This is a genomic window from Pseudomonas sp. SMN5 (assembly GCF_052041925.1).
Lineage (GTDB): Bacteria > Pseudomonadota > Gammaproteobacteria > Pseudomonadales > Pseudomonadaceae > Aquipseudomonas.
In genome coordinates, this window is sequence record NZ_JBKGGX010000018.1 from 1 (window position 1) to 18,047 (window position 18,047).

The window sequence follows — 18,047 nt, forward strand, 5'->3', positions numbered from 1 at the left end:
AGGCTCGCTCCCACAGGGTTTGGTGGTGGATGTGAAAACCCAATAAAAAAACCCCATGAGCCAGGCCCATGGGGTTTTGTTTTTCCCGCTTTGAGCTTGTTAGGCCGGGGCGGAGGTACGGATCAGGTGATCGAAGGCGCTCAACGAGGCCTTGGCACCCTCGCCCACGGCGATCACGATTTGCTTGTACGGCACGGTGGTCACGTCACCGGCGGCGAACACGCCAGGGATCGAGGTTTCACCGCGGGCATCGACGATGATCTCGCCACGCGGCGACAACTCGACGGTTCCTTTGAGCCAATCAGTGTTGGGCAACAGGCCGATCTGCACGAAGATCCCCTCCAGCGCCACGTCACGCGATTCACCGCTTGGACGGTCCTTGTAGCGCAGGCCGTTGACTTTCTGGCCGTCGCCGGTCACTTCGGTGGTCTGGGCGTTGGTGATCACCGTCACGTTCGGCAGGCTGTGCAGCTTGCGCTGCAGCACGGCGTCGGCACGCAGTTGCACATCGAACTCCAACAAGGTGACATGGGCCACGATACCGGCCAAGTCGATGGCCGCTTCGACGCCGGAGTTACCACCGCCGATCACCGCCACACGCTTGCCTTTGAACAGCGGACCGTCGCAGTGCGGGCAGTACGCCACACCTTTGTTGCGGTATTGCTGCTCACCCGGCACGTTCATTTCGCGCCAGCGGGCACCGGTCGCCAGAATTACCGTCTTGGCCTTGAGGCTTGCGCCACTGGCGAAACGGATTTCGTGCAGCGCGCCGTCCCGACCCGCCACCAGCGCATCGGCGCGTTGCAGGTTCATGATGTCCACGTCGTACTGCTTGACGTGTTCTTCCAGGGCGACCGCCAGTTTCGGGCCTTCGGTTTCCTGGACCGAGATGAAGTTCTCGATCGCCATGGTGTCGAGCACCTGGCCACCGAAACGCTCGGCCGCAACGCCGGTGCGGATGCCTTTACGCGCGGCATAGATCGCCGCCGAAGCACCTGCCGGGCCGCCGCCGACCACCAGCACATCAAAGGCATCCTTGGCACTGATTTTCTCTGCCTGGCGCTCGATGCCGCTGGTGTCGATCTTGGCGAGGATTTCCTCCAGGCCCATGCGACCCTGGCCGAAGTTCACGCCGTTGAGGTAGATGCTCGGCACGGCCATGATCTGGCGTTCGTCGACCTCGGCCTGGAACAGCGCACCGTCAATGGCAACGTGACGGATGTTCGGGTTCAGCACCGCCATCAGGTTCAGGGCCTGGACCACGTCCGGGCAGTTCTGGCACGACAGCGAGAAATAAGTCTCGAAGTTGAATTCGCCTTTCAGGGCGCGGATCTGCTCGATGACTTCGACACTGGCCTTCGAAGGGTGGCCGCCGACTTGCAGCAAGGCCAGCACCAGCGAGGTGAATTCATGGCCCATGGGAATGCCGGCGAAGCGCAGGCTGATATCGGCCCCAGGGCGGTTCAACGAAAACGAAGGCTTGCGCGCATCGTTGCCGTTGTCGAGCAAGGTAATCTGGTTGGAAAGACTGGCAACGTCTTTGAGTAACGCGAGCATTTCCTGGGATTTCGCACCGTCGTCGAGGGATGCAACGATCTCGATCGGCTGGGTGACCCGTTCCAGGTATGACTTCAACTGAGCTTTAAGATTGGCGTCCAACATACGGGCGATTTCCATTTTTGAATTTCAGAAAAAACAACGCCCGAGCGAATCTCGCCCGGGCGTTTTTTGTGGGCGGTGCGGCTTGCTTAAGTGCGGATGACCGCCCTCAAAGGACTCACGGTCTTAGATCTTGCCGACCAAGTCCAGGGACGGAGCCAGGGTGGCCTCGCCTTCTTTCCACTTGGCTGGGCAAACTTCGCCCGGGTGAGCGGCAACGTATTGAGCAGCCTTGATCTTGCGCAGCAGCTCGGAAGCGTCACGGCCTACACCGCCGTCGTTGATTTCGACGATCTTGATCTGGCCTTCAGGGTTGATCACGAAAGTACCGCGGTCAGCCAGGCCAGCTTCTTCGATCAGCACGTCGAAGTTGCGGGAGATAGCCAGGGTCGGGTCGCCGATCATGGTGTACTGGATTTTGCCGATGGCTGGCGAAGTGTTGTGCCAGGCCGCGTGGGCAAAGTGAGTGTCGGTCGACACGCTGTAGATCTCGACACCCAGTTTCTGGAATTCGGCGTAGTTGTCGGCCAGGTCTTCCAGCTCGGTTGGGCAGACGAAGGTGAAGTCAGCCGGGTAGAAGAACACGACCGACCACTTGCCTTTCAGGTCAGCGTCCGATACATCGACGAATGCGCCGTTTTTGAAGGCAGTAGCTTTGAACGGTTTGACTTGGCTGTTGATGATAGGCATCGGGTGTTTCTCCGTCAGGGTTGAAAAGTTGATGGGTGAAGCTTACCCACTCATTCCCCGGCTGGCTCATTGGCAAAGCTCATGCGAATGATTGGTTTTGGCTATCAGGAATCTATATAGATAGAAGAAATCTGTGCAGCTGGTTGCAGGCTGCAATCCTGTTGCTTGCTTGGGACTCGACTGCCGAGCCAAAGGTCAAAAAGATTGCAGCCTTGCTTGAGGTGGCCGGGGTACTGGGGTTCAGGCGCGGGGGGTGCGCATGGTCACGAACTCTTCCGCAGCGGTGGGATGCACGCCGATGGTTTCGTCGAAGTCCCGCTTGGTGGCGCCGGCCTTGAGCGCGATTGCCAGGCCCTGGACGATTTCGCCGGCGTCCGGCCCGACCATATGGCAGCCCAGGACCTTGTCGGTGCGGGCGTCCACCACCAGTTTCATCAAGGTCCGTTCCTGGCACTCGGTCAGGGTGAGCTTCATCGGCCGGAAACGGCTTTCGAAAATCTGCACCTCATGCCCCTCCTCCCGGGCCTGCTCTTCGGTCAGGCCCACCGTGCCGATATTCGGCAGGCTGAACACGGCGGTGGGGATCATGCGGTAATCCACCAGGCGATACTGCTCAGGCTTGAACAGCCGCCGCGCCACCGCCATGCCTTCGGCCAGGGCAACCGGCGTCAGTTGCACGCGACCGATCACGTCACCGATCGCCAGGATCGACGGCTCGGCAGTCTCGTATTGCTCGTTGACCTGCACGAAGCCCTTCTCATCCAGCGTGACGCCGGTGTTCTCCAGCCCCAGGTTGTCGAGCATCGGGCGCCGGCCGGTGGCGTAGAACACGCAGTCGGTGAGCAACGTACGACCGTCCTTGAGCGTCACCCGCAGGCTGGCGTCGTCCAGCTTGTCGATGCGCTCTATGTCGGCGTTGAATTGCAGGTCCAGGCCGCGACGGGTCAGTTCTTCCGCCAGATGCTTGCGTACCGCGCCATCAAAGCCGCGCAGAAACAGGTCGCCCCGGTAAAGCAACGAGGTTTGCGCGCCCATGCCGTGGAAAATCCCGGCGAACTCCACGGCAATGTAGCCACCGCCCACCACCAGCACGCGCTTGGGCAGTTGCTTGAGGAAAAACGCCTCGTTGGAGCTGATGGCATGCTCGCGCCCCGGAATGTCCGGAATCACCGGCCAGCCCCCCGTGGCAATCATGATGTGCCGGGCGGTGTGACGCTGGCCGTTGATCTCGACCTCATGGGGCCCGGTGATCCTGGCGTGCCCCTCATGCAGCACAACGCCGCTGTTGACCAGCAGGTTGCGATAGATCCCGTTGAGGCGATTGATCTCCCGGTTCTTGTTGGCGATCAACGTGGGCCAATCGAAACTCGACTCGCCTGCTGTCCAGCCATAGGCCGACGCCTGCTCGAACTCCTCGGCGTAATGCGCACCGTAGACCAGCAGCTTCTTCGGCACACAACCCACGTTCACACAGGTGCCGCCCAGGTAGCGGCTTTCCGCCACGGCCACCTTCGCCCCGAAACCGGCGGCAAACCGCGCAGCCCGCACCCCGCCGGAACCGGCGCCAATCACGTACAAGTCAAAATCGTAGGCCATTTCTTTCTCCTTCGGCAGACCATCAGCATACCCGCAGTTCTGCCGCAAGGCAGCGTTGCGATGGTTATGGGGGCGGAAAATGATAAAGCCAGCCCAGGACTCACGGTTGGCACCTGTGGCGAGGGAGCTTGCTCCCGCTCGGCTGCGAAGCAGACGCCTTCCGGCCTGTGGATGATGGTTATTGGGGCGCTACGCGCCCAGCGGGAGCAAGCTCCCTCGCCACGGTCCGCGACGGGCTGCAAAAAAAACGCCCCGAACCAGTCGGGGCGTTTTTTCAAGGCGTGGCGCGGGCTGTCAGTAAGCCTTGCCGGTCTTGTAGAAATTCTCGAAGCAGAAGTTGGTGGCGTCGATATAACCTTCGGCGCCGCCACAGTCGAAACGTTTGCCCTTGAACTTGTAGGCCATGACGCAGCCGTTCTGGGCCTGCTTCATCAGGGCGTCGGTGATCTGGATCTCACCGCCCTTGCCTGGCTCGGTCTGTTCGATCAGGTCGAAGATGTCCGGGGTCAGGATGTAGCGACCAATGATCGCCAGGTTGGACGGCGCATCTTCAGGCTTGGGTTTTTCAACCATGCTGTGGACGCGATAGATGTCGTCGCGGATCATTTCGCCGGCAATGACGCCGTACTTGTTGGTTTCCTGCGGGTCGACTTCCTGGATCGCCACGATCGAGCAGCGGAACTGCTTGTACAGCTTGACCATCTGGGTCAGCACGCCGTCGCCTTCGAGGTTGACGCACAGGTCGTCCGCCAGCACCACGGCGAACGGTTCGTCACCGATCAGCGGACGGCCGGTCAGGATCGCGTGGCCCAGGCCTTTCATCTCGGTCTGGCGGGTGTAGGAGAACGAGCACTCGTCCAGCAGTTTACGGATGCCGACCAGGTATTTTTCCTTGTCGGTGCCCTTGATCTGGTTTTCCAGCTCGTAGCTGATGTCGAAATGGTCTTCCAGGGCACGCTTGCCACGGCCGGTCACGATGGAAATTTCGTTCAGGCCCGCATCGAGGGCTTCTTCGACGCCGTACTGGATCAGTGGCTTGTTCACCACCGGCAGCATTTCTTTGGGCATGGCTTTAGTCGCTGGCAGGAAGCGAGTACCGTAACCGGCTGCTGGGAACAAGCATTTCTTGATCATATAAGTCCTTGAAAAGGCGGTATGTACGAGTTTCGGCGCAGTCTAATCAGGCGGCGGGCACCTTACAATGCCCGCACTGGCCAACCGATGCCATCATAGAGAAATAAAAACCGCCAGATAGTTCAATCGGCTTTCGGTTCGATGGCGCAACGGTCTCACTGTACGCTCATGGCCACTGTTTGCGAGCATTTGGCGTATCATGGCGCCCCTGATCCCGCCAACGAGGCAGCTAGATGTCGGCAACAAGAAACGCAAACGGTTATTCGGTCAGCCAGGACAAGGATGGCCAGTGGTGGATTATCAACTACCACGGCGAGCAGGTCGCTGGCCCCTTGCCCAGCAAGGCCATGGCGGTGGAAGTGGCAGCGGTGTTCCAGGACGACCGTTCTGCCCCGGCCAAGGAGCGCGAGACCGCTCCACGCAGTCCCCGCCGCAAGAAGTGAACCGGCAAGCCTGCGTTGGATGCCTGATGCGCATTGAGCCGGGCTTGTTTTAGCTGTACCGGAATGGCCGTTCGCTATACCCTCGCCCCTGCCCCTCCCTTTTTGATGACGACCCCATGAAAACACTTCTGGCACTGTTTACAGTCCTGGCCCTGGCGGGCTGTGCCTCGGCGGAAAAAACCTACCTGGACAACGGCGAGCAAGGCCTGGAGATCGACTGCTCGGGCGAGGCCAATTCCTGGGCCACTTGCTACGAGAAGGCCGATGCGTCCTGCGCCGGCACCGGCTATCGTATCGTCGGCACCGAGGGCACGCCCCAGGCCAAGGACAGCGACAAGACCCTGGGGGTCGACGTGGGCAACTACACGACCCGCAGCGTCGTGGTGGTGTGCAAGTAGCCGCGTGAGCTCAGATGTGGATCTCGGCGAACTTGATGCCCAGACCGCGGACGGTCTCGATCAGGTCGTCGAGACAGTTGAAGGATTCGACTTCGTCCTGGTCATCCACCAGGAAAAAGCTGCGCCCGGCGCTTTTCTTGAAAAACACGATCCATTCACCGGGGCTCGCCGGATTCTGGATCACATGGGTAGCGCAGATAAGCCCTTGCGCATGGCGCTCACGCACCTGCTCGCGTTTCATCGAATGACTCCGGAAATGACAATGCCGCCAACGTAGACCGTGGCGGCATTTTTTTATCGAGACCGACAGTTTATCCGATGCCCGGCCGGCTCGTCAGGGTCAGGGTCGCGCTCAACCGGAGATGCAGGCGTTGGCCGCCTCCTGCACATCGCCTGGGCGGACAGGGACATTGGACAGGCTTTCGTGCAGCTTGACGCTGCTGCCACTGGAGCGCTCTTCGATGTCGAACACCGCCGCCGGCATTGAGGACAACTTGCCTGGGACGATCACCCGGACACCGTTCTTGTGCGGCTCCATTTGCAGCGAACCGCGACTGTCGGCCAGTCTGTCGGCGATACACTTAGCGTACTCGTGGGGTTTCTTGCCGGAGATGAAGCTCATGGTGGGCGGCGTCTGGTTGATGTCCGATACTGATGCACATCCACCCAAGGCCAATGCCAACATCCACACGCTACGCTTCATATGAATCCTCCGGTAAAGACCCTCCGACAGTGCAAACGCGGTTTTTCTCCGGCGCGTGCCCTCTTTATTTTCTGCCCTCGCGGCGGCGGGTCGGATATTACTCCCCGGTGCTGATAAACTGCACGCCGTTGTCCTTGCTATCGTTTGATTTTGTAGAAAAAGCCCTTCTGGAGGCGCCCATGAAATTCATCCATCAGCGCGAGCACTTGAACGAAGACGACATCGTCGTCATCGAATGCTCGCAAATGTGCAACATTCGCCTGATGAACGACGCCAACTTCCGCAGCTTCAAGAATGGCGGCCGGCATACTTACCACGGCGGCGCGTTCGACACGTTCCCGGCCAGGATCACCGCACCGAGCACCGGCTTCTGGAACATCACCATCGACACCGTCAGCCGCCGTGCGATCAGCGTCACCCGTAAGCCGACCCTGACCCACAAGATCAAGATCATCCGGCGCTCCAGCTCGAAGCTGAGCTGAGATCAGCCACCCACCCAGACAGGCCGAACCGTGGACCAGACGACCAAATACGTCATCAAGTACAAGCTCAACGACGAACGCCGCTTCGAATTCGCGCAGTTGAAAACCGGCAGCGAGGAAGAAGCCCGGGCAGTGCTGGAGGCAATGCATGGCCAGACCGGTGATGTGATCAGCGAGGTCAGGGTCAGCAAGCCGTTGTAGATGCACAACCCGCTCCCTGTGGCGAGGGAGCTTGCTCCCGCTGGGACGGTCCGACGCCTCGGGCGAAGCCGCCCCGATAAGGTCGACGAAGTTTTTCCAGCTAGAGCGCGTCGGCAGGTTTACGACTGCTGCGCAGCCGAGCGGGAGCAAGCTCCCTCGCCACAGGGGGTGCGTCGTGCCAGCGCTGATGGGCGTTATTGCACCGCAAGATCCGGAGTGGCCACCGTCCAAGTGTTTGCCAGACTGACCGATCCTTTCCACCAAGGATTGCCTTCATGTCCTCGCCCACATTGACCCACTGCATCCACCCTCTGGACTGGCCGCACCTCGAGCAATCCCTCCACCAGGACGGCAGTGCAATCATCCGCAACCTGCTATCGGCCAGCCAATGCCAATCGCTCGCCTGCCTGTACGCCGAGCCGGATAACTTTCGTTCCCGGGTGATCATGGCCCGTCACGGGTTCGGCCGTGGCGAGTACCAGTACTTTCGCTATCCACTGCCTGATATCGTCCAGCAACTGCGTCAGTCGCTGTATCCACATTTGGTGCCGCTGGCGAACCGCTGGAATGAATGCATGGGCATCGAAGGAAGGTACCCCGACGAACATGCCGACTTTATCCAGCGTTGCCATGCCGCCGGGCAAACGCGGCCAACCCCGTTGTTGCTGCAATACGGCCCGCAGGACTACAACTGTTTGCACCAGGATTTGTATGGCGAGCAAGTGTTCCCGTTGCAGGTCGCGATCCTGCTGTCAGAACCAAGCCGGGACTTTACCGGGGGAGAATTCGTCCTCACCGAACAACGTCCACGCACGCAGTCGCGACCGCAGGTCATCGATCTGAAACAAGGCGATGCGCTGGTATTTGCCGTGCACCAACGGCCCGTCAAAGGTGTTCGCGGTTATTATCGAGTGAACATGCGCCATGGCGTCAGCCGCGTGCACAGCGGCAGACGGCACACTTTAGGAATCATTTTTCATGATGCGCAGTGATGACACGCCCATCACCCCGGACCTGTTCGCCGATCAGGCGCCCACTACGCTCGGCCAGGCCGAACGCATCGGCCAGCAATCGTTCGTGCTGCGCGGCTTCGCCCTGCCCTGGCTGGACCGTTTGCTGCCGGAGCTGGAGGCGGTGTTGCAGGCGGCACCGTTCCGGCAGATGGTCACACCCGGCGGCTTCACTATGTCGGTAGCCCTGACCAGCTGCGGGGCGCTGGGCTGGACCACCGACCGCAGCGGTTACCGCTACACTCGCGAGGACCCGCAGACGGGCCGACCCTGGCCGGCCATGCCGACGCTGTTTCGCGAGCTGGCCCAGGCCGCCGCCGCAACGGCGCAGTTCGAACATTTCGAGCCCGATGCCTGCCTGATCAACCGCTACGTGCCGGGCGCACGGATGTCCTTGCACCAGGACAAGGACGAACGTGATTTCAGCGCACCCATCGTCTCGATGTCCCTGGGCCTGCCGGCGGTGTTTCAGTTCGGCGGGTTCGAGCGCAGCGACAAGAGCCTGCGCGTCCCGCTGTTCCATGGCGACATCGTAGTCTGGGGCGGCGTCGACCGGTTGCGTTACCACGGCGTGCTGCCGCTCAAGCCAGGACAGCACCCGCGCCTGGGCGCACAGCGGATCAACCTGACGTTTCGTACCGCCGGCTGACGTTGCAGAATTCGACCGCAAGACCCGGAGTGTCGCAGCCCCACCGGCTCGCTACTGTAGGCAAAACGGGCCAATGGACATAACGACCATGAACAACACTTCAAACAATTTCGCCCCTGAACTGGATCCGCGCTGGGCCGCCGTACTCGCCCGGGATCCGCGCGCCGACGGGCAATTCGTCTACGGGGTGAAGACCACCGGTATCTATTGCCACCCCAGCAGCCTGTCGCGGCTGCCCAATCCGCGCAACGTCGAGTTCTTCGACACCCCGGAACAAGCCCAGGCGGCGGGGTATCGCCCCAGTAAACGCCCGGCGCGGGACCAGACCCAGATCGCCACCCAGCAAGCCGCCCGCGTCGCGGCGGCCTGTCGGCAGATCGAAGCGGCTGAAGAACTCCCCGGCCTGAACGAGCTGGCACGCACGGCGGGCTTGAGCCCGTTTCATTTCCATCGGGTCTTCAAGGCGGTCACCGGCCTGACGCCCAAGGCTTATGCCGCCGCGCACCGCTCACGCAAGCTGCGCGAACGCCTGGCCGATGGCGGCACCATCACCGAAGCGCTGTACGACGCCGGTTTCAACTCCAACAGCCGCTTCTATGAAGCTGCCGACAAAGTGCTCGGCATGAAACCCACCGACTACCGCGCCGCCGGACAGAACACCGACATCCGCTTTGCCGTCGGCCAATGCTCTCTCGGTGCGATTCTGGTGGCGCAAAGCGAGCGCGGCGTGTGCGCGATTCTGCTGGGCGACGACCCGGACGCACTGGTGCGAGACCTGCAAGACAAGTTCCGCCGCGCCAACCTGATCGGCGCCGACCGCGAGTTCGAGCAGTTGATCGCCCAGGTGGTAGGCTTCATCGAGGCACCGGCGCTGGGCCTGGACCTGCCTCTGGATGTGCGCGGTACAGCCTTCCAGGAACGCGTCTGGCAGGCCTTGCGGGAGATCCTGCCGGGCAGCACTGCCAGCTACGCCGAGATCGCCCAGCGCATCGGCCTGCCCAAAGCGGTGCGCGCCGTGGCCCAGGCTTGCGGCGCCAACAGCCTGGCGGTGGCGATTCCCTGCCACCGGGTGGTGCGCAGCGACGGCAACCTGTCGGGCTATCGCTGGGGCGTGGAGCGCAAGCGTCAACTGCTGGCGCTGGAACGCTCGTCGGGAGACTGAACGCCAATGTAGATCGCCACCGAATCGGGGCTGTTGTAGACCTCGAAATCGGTGATGAAACGGCGCAGGGTTTGCGGGTTGTCGGCGAAATACGCCCAGATCAGTCCCCAGGTCTGGATCACGCAGTCAGGCATAGGGCCCTTGGCCGAGAACACCAGGTAATCCCCGCCTTCAATGTTTACGGCGGGGTAGCCGGCACTCGTCGCATCCACCTGCACGCCAGCGGTCACGTCGAAATGGCCGGTGGCGTCGGACTCGTAATTGGAATACACCCCGTAGACGAACGACTCCGACTGCCGGGCCGGGATCATGTCGAACAGGCCCTCGGTGAAAAACTGCTGCCACATCGGGCCGATCTTCGCCGTGTCGGGTTGCTGCTCGTCGGTGTTGCGGGTGCGCACCTGCAAGCCGGCCACGGTGAAAGGTTCGACGGTCTTGAGCTTTACGTCCATGAATCAGCCTCCTTGATCAGTGAGGCGCCCATGTTAGCGATCCCGCCGCCGGGATCATAGGTTCGCGCCCGATTGAAAAACTGGACTGGCCCTCGCCGCCCTACACCTGCTAAAAACGCTTCTTTCCTTCTGCCGTCGGAGACCCGCACATGAGCCAGTGGCCAGACACCCGCATCCTTGATCTGCTCGGTATCGAGCTGCCGATAATCCAGGGACCGTTGGCTGGGGTGACCGGGCCGGCGATGGTCGTCGCGACCTGCAACGCCGGCGGGCTCGGTTCGATGCCAGCGGCGATGCTCGACGTCGAGCAACTGCGCCAGGCGCTGACGACCATCGGCGAACAGACCGACAGACCGTTCAACGTGAACTTCTTCAGCCACCAGCCGCCTGTATTCGACGAGCAGCGAGCCGAGGCCTGGAAGCAGCGGCTCAAGCCCTACTATGAGGAACTGGGTGCGGATTTCGATGCGCCAACGCCAGTGTCCAACCGCACGCCATTCGATGACGCGGCCTGCCGGGTGCTGGAAGAATTGCGCCCCAAGGTGGTGAGCTTCCATTTCGGCCTGCCGGAGCGGTCCCTGCTGGACCGGGTGAAAGCCACCGGGGCGAAAATTCTCTCGTCGGCGACCACCGTCGAAGAAGCGATCTGGCTGGAGCAGCACGGATGTGACGCGATCATCGCCATGGGCTACGAAGCCGGCGGCCATCGCGGGATGTTTCTCAGCGACGACCTCAATACCCAGGTCGGCCTGTTTGCCTTGCTGCCTCAAGTGGTGGACGCGGTGAAAGTGCCGGTCATCGCCACCGGTGGTATCGGCGATGCGCGCGGGATTGTCGCCGCCTTCGCCCTTGACGCGTCAGCGGTGCAACTGGGCAGTGCGTACCTGTTCACACCGGAGGCCAAGATCAGCGCCTCGCACCACCGGGCACTGCGCACGGCCAGGGAAAGCCAGACCGCCGTCACCAACCTGTTCACCGGCCGCCCAGCCCGAGGCATCGTCAACCGGGTAATGCGTGAAGTCGGGCCGATGAGCCCGCTGGCGCCGGCTTTTCCCCTGGCCGGGGGCGCCTTGATGCCGCTACGGGCCAAGGACGAAGCGGATTTCAGCAACCTTTGGGCGGGCCAGGCGTTTCCCATGGGCCGCGAGTTGCCAAGCGCTGAATTGACTCGGCGGTTGGCTGAAGAGGCGTTGGCGTTGCTGCATGGCCGGGGTAAGGCCTGAGGCGGGTAGTGGCTGATCGATCGCTATCGCGAGCAGGCTCCTACAGGTTTGAGCCAGGGCACCATTTTCCATTTGCCAACAGGTCCCCTGTGGTTGCTCGCTGATTTCGACCCGAAACAACCCCGATGTGGCGAGGGAGCTTGCTCCCGCTGGCCTGAAGCAGGCCCCTGCATTTTCCAGGCAGACCGCATGAGCCGGTTTTGCGACTGCTGCGCAGCCGAGCGGGAGCAAGCTCCCTCGCCACGGGTTTGGGGGTGTCTGGGCTGACGCCTTCGCGAGCAAGCTTTGCTCCCACAGATGGCTCCAGGCACAACCGGAAAGTCAGGTCGGCCGTAGGCCGCCTCGCTTTTGCTTTGGCTTTTGATCTTCGGGCCCCCGTTAACCACGAAGGCCGAACGCAGGCATTGCGTAGTGGGCATCCCGGCATGGATGCCGGGATAGCCGCGCTGGGCCATGGAGGGCCCTTCGCGGCGGGCCCACGGAGCAATGCCGGAGTGAGGGCATGCCGAGCCCAGGCGAGGCACCGAGTGGTGGGGCCAAGCGTTCTTTGCTTACTTTCTTTGGCGTCTGAAAGAAAGTAAGTCGCCGTCAGGGCGAAACCGCCAGCCGCCATGACCGCAGCAATGGATATGTACTCGGTCAACAAAACCGCGACCAACAATCAGACCGCCATCGCGAGCAAGCTCGCTCCCACAAGGGGAACCAGGATCGATCCTAATTCGGCGCCACGCAACCCCACCGTGGCGAGGGAGCTTACTCCCGCTGGCCTGAAGCAGGCCCTTGCACTCCTCCAGGTAAACCGCAGGCCCGGTTCACGACTGCTGCGCAGCCGAGCGGGAGCAAGCTCCCTCGCCACAGGTTTTGGGTTGGCTGGACCGACGCCGTCGCGAGCAAGCTCCCACATAAAACATCGCTGCTTTGATCCCGACGAAATGTCGCGTTCCGTTCGCCAGGCATTCGCTATATATTTCCGTATATAGCGAATCCACCCCTCACGGTGCCCTACCCATGCGCCTCACCCGTTTCGCGCCGTTGCTGTTGACGACCCTCTTTTCCATCGGCGCTGTGCAGGCCGCTGAGGTGCAGGTGGCGGTGGCGGCCAATTTCACCGCGCCGATCCAGGCCATGGCCGCCGATTTCGAAAAGGATACTGGTCACAAACTGGTGGCAGCGTACGGCGCGACCGGGCAGTTCTATACCCAGATCAAGAACGGCGCGCCCTTCGAGGTGTTCCTCGCCGCCGACGATACCACCCCGGCCAGGCTCGAAAGCGAAGGCGACACGGTGAAGGGTTCGCGCTTCACCTATGCTGTCGGCACCCTGGCGTTGTGGTCGGCCAAGGACAGTTACGTCGACGACCAGGGCCAGGTGCTCAAGCACGATGCTTTCCAACACTTGTCCATTGCCAACCCGAAGGCCGCGCCCTACGGCCTGGCGGCGACCCAGGTGCTGGACAAACTGGGGCTGGCCGCGCAAGTCAAAAGCAAGCTCGTCGAAGGCCAGAACATCACCCAGGCTTATCAGTTCGTCTCCACCGGCAACGCCGAACTCGGTTTCGTGGCCTTGTCGCAGATCTACAAGGACGGCAAGCTTACCAACGGTTCGGCGTGGATTGTCCCGAGCGAGCTGCACGACCCGATCAAACAGGATGCGGTGATCCTCGACAAGGGCCGTAATAACCCCGCCGCCGCCGCGCTGATGGATTACCTCAAGGGCCCCAAAGCCGCCGCCATTCTCCAAGCCTACGGTTACCAACGCTAAATGCCGCTGACCAGTGCCGACTATTCCGCCATCTGGCTGACCCTCAAACTGGCGTCGCTGACCACGGCGATCCTGCTGCTCATCGGCACGCCCATCGCGTTGTGGCTGTCGCGCACCCGCTCCTGGTTGCGTGGGCCGGTGGGCGCGGTGGTGGCGTTGCCGCTGGTGCTGCCACCTACCGTGATCGGCTTTTACCTGTTGCTAGCCTTGGGGCCGAACGGCTGGATCGGCCAGTTCACCCAATCCCTCGGGTTGGGCACCCTCACCTTCAGCTTCAGCGGCCTGGTGGTCGGCTCGGTGATCTATTCCCTGCCATTCGTGGTACAGCCCCTGCAAAACGCCTTTGCCGCCATCGGCAGTCGTCCGCTGGAAGTCGCCGCCACGCTGCGAGCCGACCCCTGGGACACATTCTTCAGCGTCATCCTGCCCTTGGCCCGCCCGGGTTTCATCACCGCCGCGATTCTCGGCTTCGCCCACACTGTCGGCGAGTTCGGCGTGGTGTTGATGATCGGTGGCAATATTCCGGAGAAAACCCGGGTGGTGTCGGTGCAGATCTACGACCATGTCGAAGCCCTGGAGTACGCCCAGGCCCACTGGTTGGCAGCGGCGATGCTGGTGTTTTCGTTCCTGGTGTTGCTGGCGCTGTATTCCAGCCGCAGAACCCGTGCCGATTGGAGCTGATCGATGATCCACGCGCGTTTTCAGCTCGACCACGGGGATTTTTCCCTGGACCTGGATGTGCAACTGCCAGGCCGTGGCGTGAGCGCGTTGTTTGGCGAGTCCGGCTCCGGCAAGACCACCTGTCTGCGTTGCATCGCCGGGCTGGAGCGACCATCCCGAGCCTTTATCGAGGTCAATGGCGAAGTCTGGCAAGACACTGAGCGCGACGTGTTCGTGCCGCCCTATCAACGGGCCCTGGGCTACGTGTTCCAGGAAGCAAGCCTGTTTTCCCATCTGTCGGTGCGCGCCAACCTGGCGTTCGGCTTCAAGCGAATCAAGCCTGAGCAACGGCGCGTCGGCCTGGAACAGGCGAGCGAACTGCTGGGTATCGCACACCTGCTCGATCGCCAGCCGCACCACCTGTCCGGCGGCGAGCGCCAACGGGTGGGCATCGCCCGGGCCTTGCTGACCAGCCCGCGCCTGCTGCTGATGGACGAGCCGCTGGCGTCACTCGATAGCCGGCGCAAGAACGAAATCCTGCCTTACCTGCAACGTCTGCACGATGAACTGGACATCCCGGTGCTGTACGTCAGCCATTCCCAGGACGAAGTGGCGCGGCTGGCCGATCACATCGTGCTGCTCGATGCCGGGCGTGCCCTGGCCAGTGGGCCGATCGGCGAAACCCTGGCCCGGCTCGACCTGCCGCTGGCCCTGGGGGATGACGCGGGGGTGGTGATCCAGGGCACGGTCAGTGGCTATGAACCGGCCTATCAACTGCTCGCGTTGAACCTGCCCGACAGTCAGTTGAATGTCCGGGTGGCCCATACCGCCCTCGCCGTCGGCCAGCCTCTACGCTTCAAGGTCCAGGCCCGGGACGTCAGCCTCAGCCTGGCCAACGATGCCCAGACCAGCATCCTCAACCGCTTGCCGGTCACGGTCGTCAGCGAACTGGCCGCCGACAACGCTGCGCATGTGCTGATCCGCCTGGACGCCGCCGGCACGCCGTTGCTGGCGCGCATCACCCGCTACTCCCGGGACCAGTTGAAGCTGCACCCCGGACAGGTGTTGTGGGCACAGATCAAGGCGGTGGCGGTGTTGGCGTAGGAACACGGCAGTGCGGCCAATGAAAGCTCCTTGTGGGAGCGAGCCTGCTCGCGATAGCGTCCGATCAGCCAACATCAATGCCGACTGAGCCACCGCTATCGCGAGCAGGCTCGCTCCCACAGTTATCCGAGGCCACCTGAGAATCTTGGCACCACCGCAACGCCCCGCGGTCAATCACTCCATAGGCCCCCGGATCTGCTGCCAAGGATTTATCCATGCCCGACACCCCGCCGCCGGATGCACTGCCGGCCGACCTGCATTACGTCGACGACACCGCTCCCGGTATCACCCGCAGGAAACTGCGGGGCAAGTTCTGTTACTTCGATCCCCAGGGCCAGCGCATTACCGATGCGGCCGAGATCCAGCGCATCAATGCCCTGGCGGTGCCTCCGGCCTACACCGAGGTGTGGATCTGCACCGATCCGCGCGGGCATTTGCAGGCCACCGGCCGCGATGCCAGGGGACGCAAACAGTACCGTTACCATACGCGCTGGCGTGAGGTGCGCGACGCGGACAAATATTCGCGCATGCTGGAATTCGGCCGTGCCCTGCCGCGTCTGCGCAAGCGCCTGGAGGAGATCCTCGCCACGCCCGGCTTCAGCCGTGACAAGGTCATGGCCACCGTCATCACCTTGCTGGACAAGACCCTGATCCGGGTCGGCAATACGCAATACGCCCGAGACAACCGTTCCTACGGCCTTACCACCCTGCGCACCCGGCATGTCGAGGTCAACGGCAGTGCCATTGCCTTCCAGTTTCGCGGCAAGAGCGGCGTCGAACACCAGATCACCGTGAAGGACCGCCGTCTGGCGCGAGTGATCCGGCGTTGCCAGGAGATCCCCGGGCAGAATCTGTTCCAGTACCTGGACGAAGACGGAGCGCGCCACTCCGTCAGTTCATCGGACATCAACGCCTACCTCAAAACCCTGACCGGCGCCGACTTCACTGCCAAGGACTACCGCACCTGGGCCGGCAGCGCGGCGGCATTGGCCGGACTGCGGACGCTGCGCTGGGAAACCGAAACCGAGGCCAGGAAGCACGTGGCCGAAATGGTCAAGCAAGTGGCCCGGCAACTGGGCAATACGCCGACCGTCTGTCGCAAGTGCTACATTCATCCTGCGGTGGTCGAGGGTTTCATGCTCGGCGCCTTGAGGGAGTTGCCCAAACCCCGGATACGCAAAGGCCTGAGCGCGGAAGAAGCCGGACTGACGATGTTTCTACAGCGCATGACGCAAGCGGCCGGGAGCTGCGAACGCCAGCAGTCGGCGTGATGCGCTCCCCCGGTGCCGACCGAAAAACGAGGAACGTTCCGCGCAGCGTTGAACTCCCAACTCTACGCCAGTGCCACGCGCAGACACGTTAACGGAAGCAGTCGACAGGAGTTTGAGATGTCCGAACACATTGTCCATTTCCATTGCCAGATCGATCAGGGCACCACGGAACGCTTCCGCGATACCTGCCTGGAAGCCATCGAGAAAGGTGCCGACTCACTGATGCTCAACCTGTCCACCGTGGGCGGGAGCACCAATTTCGGCTTTACCCTCTATACCTTTATCAAATCCCTCCCGGTGCCGGTGCGTGCGGTGAACGCCGGCAACATCGAATCGATGGGCATCGTCATGTACCTGGCTGCCAGCGACCGGACCACCACCCCGCATTCACGCTTTCTGATCCACCCCATGAACTGGTACTTCGGTCAGAAGTCCGTCGACCATTCGCGCTTGCGCGAGTACCTGTCGAGCCTGGACAACGACGTGGCGCGCTACGTGGAGATCTATGTCAAGGAGACCGCTGGCGCGGCGACTCAGCTGGATATCTTCAAATGCCTGTGCAATGAGGAACGGGTCATCCCGGCGGAAAACTCCCTGGCCTTCGGCATCGCCCATCGCGTCGAGCAGGTCGTATTCCCAGTCGATGCCAAGCATTGGAAAGTCAGCGGCGGCGAAGATTGATCCGCGCACATGCGCGTCGGGAATCGTAATTAACCTCTATATAAATGAATGTAATGCTGTATAAGTTTCAAGCGAAACGGCTGTATAACTTTATCGCCGTTCGTCGCCAGCGAAACGTTTTTATTAAACTTACCCCGGGAATTTTCTTTCACAGTTAGGCGAGGCAGTTGCTCGCTTAACCAAAATGAGGAATCTCGAAATGGCTAATAGCGGAAACAAGAACCCAGGTAACTTCGCAAACGATCGTGAAAAGGCATCCGAAGCCGGCAAGAAAGGCGGACATGCTTCTGGCGGTAACTTTGCAAACGACCGGGAAAAAGCCTCTGAAGCCGGTAAGAAAGGTGGCGAACGCAGCCATGGCGGCGGCAGAAAATCGTAACCCGGAAAACCGTTGGGGCGCAGTTCTGCTGCGCCCTGGCGCCTGAGTATTCGAGGTCAGCATGAGCAGTCACGACCGATTCATCGTCAGTTTCATCGCCGACGGCCAACCCGACAGTCGCGTACTGGAGGCCGACACCGAGACCTTGAGTGTCAGCGAAGCCGAAGCGCTGCTTAGAATCACTTTCAGTGAATTGAAAGCTGTTGAAATCAGCGACGTTCAAGTTCAGAAAAGAACCCGGCCGACGGAACAAGAACATGGCGTGCCCGGGCACTTTAAACAGCCATAGTTACAATTCAAGTAAAATCATATCCTTTAAATTCCCACTTCCCGTGACGAGGGAGCTTGCTCCCGCTGGACTGCGAAGCAGTCCCCTATAAACCCGACAC

Annotated in this window: 22 protein-coding genes; 15 read left to right on the top strand and 7 right to left on the bottom strand. The window is 61.5% G+C overall.

Annotated elements, in window-relative coordinates:
• Window positions 1–99 precede the first annotated feature (99 nt).
• The 4 genes from ahpF to galU all read right to left on the bottom strand — a co-directional run bounded on the left by ahpF (window position 100) and on the right by galU (window position 5,079).
• The gene (ahpF, locus tag ACLEJR_RS18345; RefSeq protein ID WP_440815592.1) at window positions 100–1,662 is read right to left on the bottom strand and encodes an alkyl hydroperoxide reductase subunit F; all 1,563 of its coding nucleotides are present in this window, start codon (window positions 1,660–1,662) and stop codon (window positions 100–102) included.
• 123 nt (window positions 1,663–1,785) lie between these two features.
• Window positions 1,786–2,349: an alkyl hydroperoxide reductase subunit C gene (ahpC, locus tag ACLEJR_RS18350; RefSeq protein WP_339532477.1), complete on the bottom strand. Its 564-nt coding sequence runs from the start codon at window positions 2,347–2,349 to the stop codon at window positions 1,786–1,788.
• 240 nt (window positions 2,350–2,589) lie between these two features.
• Window positions 2,590–3,945, bottom strand: coding sequence for a glutathione-disulfide reductase (gene gorA / locus ACLEJR_RS18355; RefSeq protein ID WP_440815593.1), 1,356 nt, complete (start codon window positions 3,943–3,945; stop codon window positions 2,590–2,592).
• A gap of 294 nt (window positions 3,946–4,239) precedes the next feature.
• Window positions 4,240–5,079, bottom strand: a complete 840-nt coding sequence (gene galU / locus ACLEJR_RS18360; protein WP_011061681.1) for a UTP--glucose-1-phosphate uridylyltransferase GalU — start codon at window positions 5,077–5,079, stop codon at window positions 4,240–4,242.
• A gap of 233 nt (window positions 5,080–5,312) precedes the next feature.
• Here galU and ACLEJR_RS18365 point away from each other — a divergent pair, with 233 nt between their 5' ends.
• Window positions 5,313–5,522, top strand: a complete 210-nt coding sequence (locus ACLEJR_RS18365) for a hypothetical protein (RefSeq protein ID WP_440815594.1) — start codon at window positions 5,313–5,315, stop codon at window positions 5,520–5,522.
• 116 nt (window positions 5,523–5,638) lie between these two features.
• The gene (locus tag ACLEJR_RS18370; protein ID WP_440799062.1) at window positions 5,639–5,920 is read left to right on the top strand and encodes a hypothetical protein; all 282 of its coding nucleotides are present in this window, start codon (window positions 5,639–5,641) and stop codon (window positions 5,918–5,920) included.
• Between the two features lie 10 nt (window positions 5,921–5,930).
• On the opposite strand, the gene ACLEJR_RS18375 is transcribed toward ACLEJR_RS18370, so the two are convergent.
• Entirely contained in the window at window positions 5,931–6,161 is a 231-nt protein-coding gene (locus ACLEJR_RS18375; protein ID WP_440799060.1) for a hypothetical protein, read from the bottom strand.
• A gap of 111 nt (window positions 6,162–6,272) precedes the next feature.
• Window positions 6,273–6,623 (bottom strand): hypothetical protein, encoded by a 351-nt coding sequence (locus ACLEJR_RS18380; protein WP_440815597.1) that lies wholly within the window; start codon window positions 6,621–6,623, stop codon window positions 6,273–6,275.
• A gap of 179 nt (window positions 6,624–6,802) precedes the next feature.
• Between ACLEJR_RS18380 and ACLEJR_RS18385 the strand changes: the two genes are divergently transcribed.
• The 5 genes from ACLEJR_RS18385 to ada all read left to right on the top strand — a co-directional run bounded on the left by ACLEJR_RS18385 (window position 6,803) and on the right by ada (window position 10,127).
• Entirely contained in the window at window positions 6,803–7,105 is a 303-nt protein-coding gene (locus tag ACLEJR_RS18385) for a DUF1883 domain-containing protein (RefSeq protein ID WP_030142225.1), read from the top strand.
• Window positions 7,106–7,135: 30 nt separating this feature from the next.
• Window positions 7,136–7,306, top strand: a complete 171-nt coding sequence (locus ACLEJR_RS18390; protein WP_440815600.1) for a hypothetical protein — start codon at window positions 7,136–7,138, stop codon at window positions 7,304–7,306.
• A gap of 275 nt (window positions 7,307–7,581) precedes the next feature.
• Entirely contained in the window at window positions 7,582–8,298 is a 717-nt protein-coding gene (locus tag ACLEJR_RS18395) for a 2OG-Fe(II) oxygenase (RefSeq protein WP_440815602.1), read from the top strand.
• Complete coding sequence (alkB, locus tag ACLEJR_RS18400) at window positions 8,285–8,965, top strand: DNA oxidative demethylase AlkB (protein WP_440815604.1); 681 nt, start codon at window positions 8,285–8,287, stop codon at window positions 8,963–8,965. Before ACLEJR_RS18395 ends, alkB begins: the two co-directional genes overlap by 14 nt.
• Window positions 8,966–9,053: 88 nt before the next feature.
• Window positions 9,054–10,127 carry a bifunctional DNA-binding transcriptional regulator/O6-methylguanine-DNA methyltransferase Ada gene (gene ada, locus ACLEJR_RS18405; protein WP_440815607.1) on the top strand — a complete coding sequence of 358 codons (1,074 nt, stop codon included), beginning with the start codon at window positions 9,054–9,056 and terminating at the stop codon, window positions 10,125–10,127.
• On the opposite strand, the gene ACLEJR_RS18410 is transcribed toward ada, so the two are convergent.
• Complete coding sequence (locus ACLEJR_RS18410) at window positions 10,091–10,579, bottom strand: GyrI-like domain-containing protein (RefSeq protein WP_440815610.1); 489 nt, start codon at window positions 10,577–10,579, stop codon at window positions 10,091–10,093. The genes ada and ACLEJR_RS18410 overlap by 37 nt on opposite strands.
• Before the next feature lie 149 nt (window positions 10,580–10,728).
• Here ACLEJR_RS18410 and ACLEJR_RS18415 point away from each other — a divergent pair, with 149 nt between their 5' ends.
• The 8 genes from ACLEJR_RS18415 to ACLEJR_RS18450 all read left to right on the top strand — a co-directional run bounded on the left by ACLEJR_RS18415 (window position 10,729) and on the right by ACLEJR_RS18450 (window position 17,947).
• Window positions 10,729–11,802 (top strand): NAD(P)H-dependent flavin oxidoreductase, encoded by a 1,074-nt coding sequence (locus tag ACLEJR_RS18415; RefSeq protein WP_440815612.1) that lies wholly within the window; start codon window positions 10,729–10,731, stop codon window positions 11,800–11,802.
• A 1,008-nt stretch (window positions 11,803–12,810) separates the two neighbouring features.
• Entirely contained in the window at window positions 12,811–13,563 is a 753-nt protein-coding gene (modA, locus tag ACLEJR_RS18420) for a molybdate ABC transporter substrate-binding protein (protein WP_440793071.1), read from the top strand.
• The gene (modB, locus tag ACLEJR_RS18425) at window positions 13,564–14,244 is read left to right on the top strand and encodes a molybdate ABC transporter permease subunit (protein ID WP_440815615.1); all 681 of its coding nucleotides are present in this window, start codon (window positions 13,564–13,566) and stop codon (window positions 14,242–14,244) included.
• A 3-nt stretch (window positions 14,245–14,247) separates the two neighbouring features.
• Complete coding sequence (gene modC, locus ACLEJR_RS18430; RefSeq protein WP_440815616.1) at window positions 14,248–15,327, top strand: molybdenum ABC transporter ATP-binding protein; 1,080 nt, start codon at window positions 14,248–14,250, stop codon at window positions 15,325–15,327.
• 215 nt (window positions 15,328–15,542) lie between these two features.
• Window positions 15,543–16,598 (top strand): DNA topoisomerase IB, encoded by a 1,056-nt coding sequence (locus tag ACLEJR_RS18435; RefSeq protein WP_440815619.1) that lies wholly within the window; start codon window positions 15,543–15,545, stop codon window positions 16,596–16,598.
• A 117-nt stretch (window positions 16,599–16,715) separates the two neighbouring features.
• Window positions 16,716–17,279: an ATP-dependent Clp protease proteolytic subunit gene (locus tag ACLEJR_RS18440; protein ID WP_440793063.1), complete on the top strand. Its 564-nt coding sequence runs from the start codon at window positions 16,716–16,718 to the stop codon at window positions 17,277–17,279.
• Window positions 17,280–17,478: 199 nt separating this feature from the next.
• Complete coding sequence (locus ACLEJR_RS18445; protein ID WP_186614672.1) at window positions 17,479–17,658, top strand: general stress protein; 180 nt, start codon at window positions 17,479–17,481, stop codon at window positions 17,656–17,658.
• A gap of 61 nt (window positions 17,659–17,719) precedes the next feature.
• Window positions 17,720–17,947 (top strand): hypothetical protein, encoded by a 228-nt coding sequence (locus ACLEJR_RS18450; RefSeq protein WP_440793061.1) that lies wholly within the window; start codon window positions 17,720–17,722, stop codon window positions 17,945–17,947.
• Window positions 17,948–18,047: the final 100 nt, after the last annotated feature.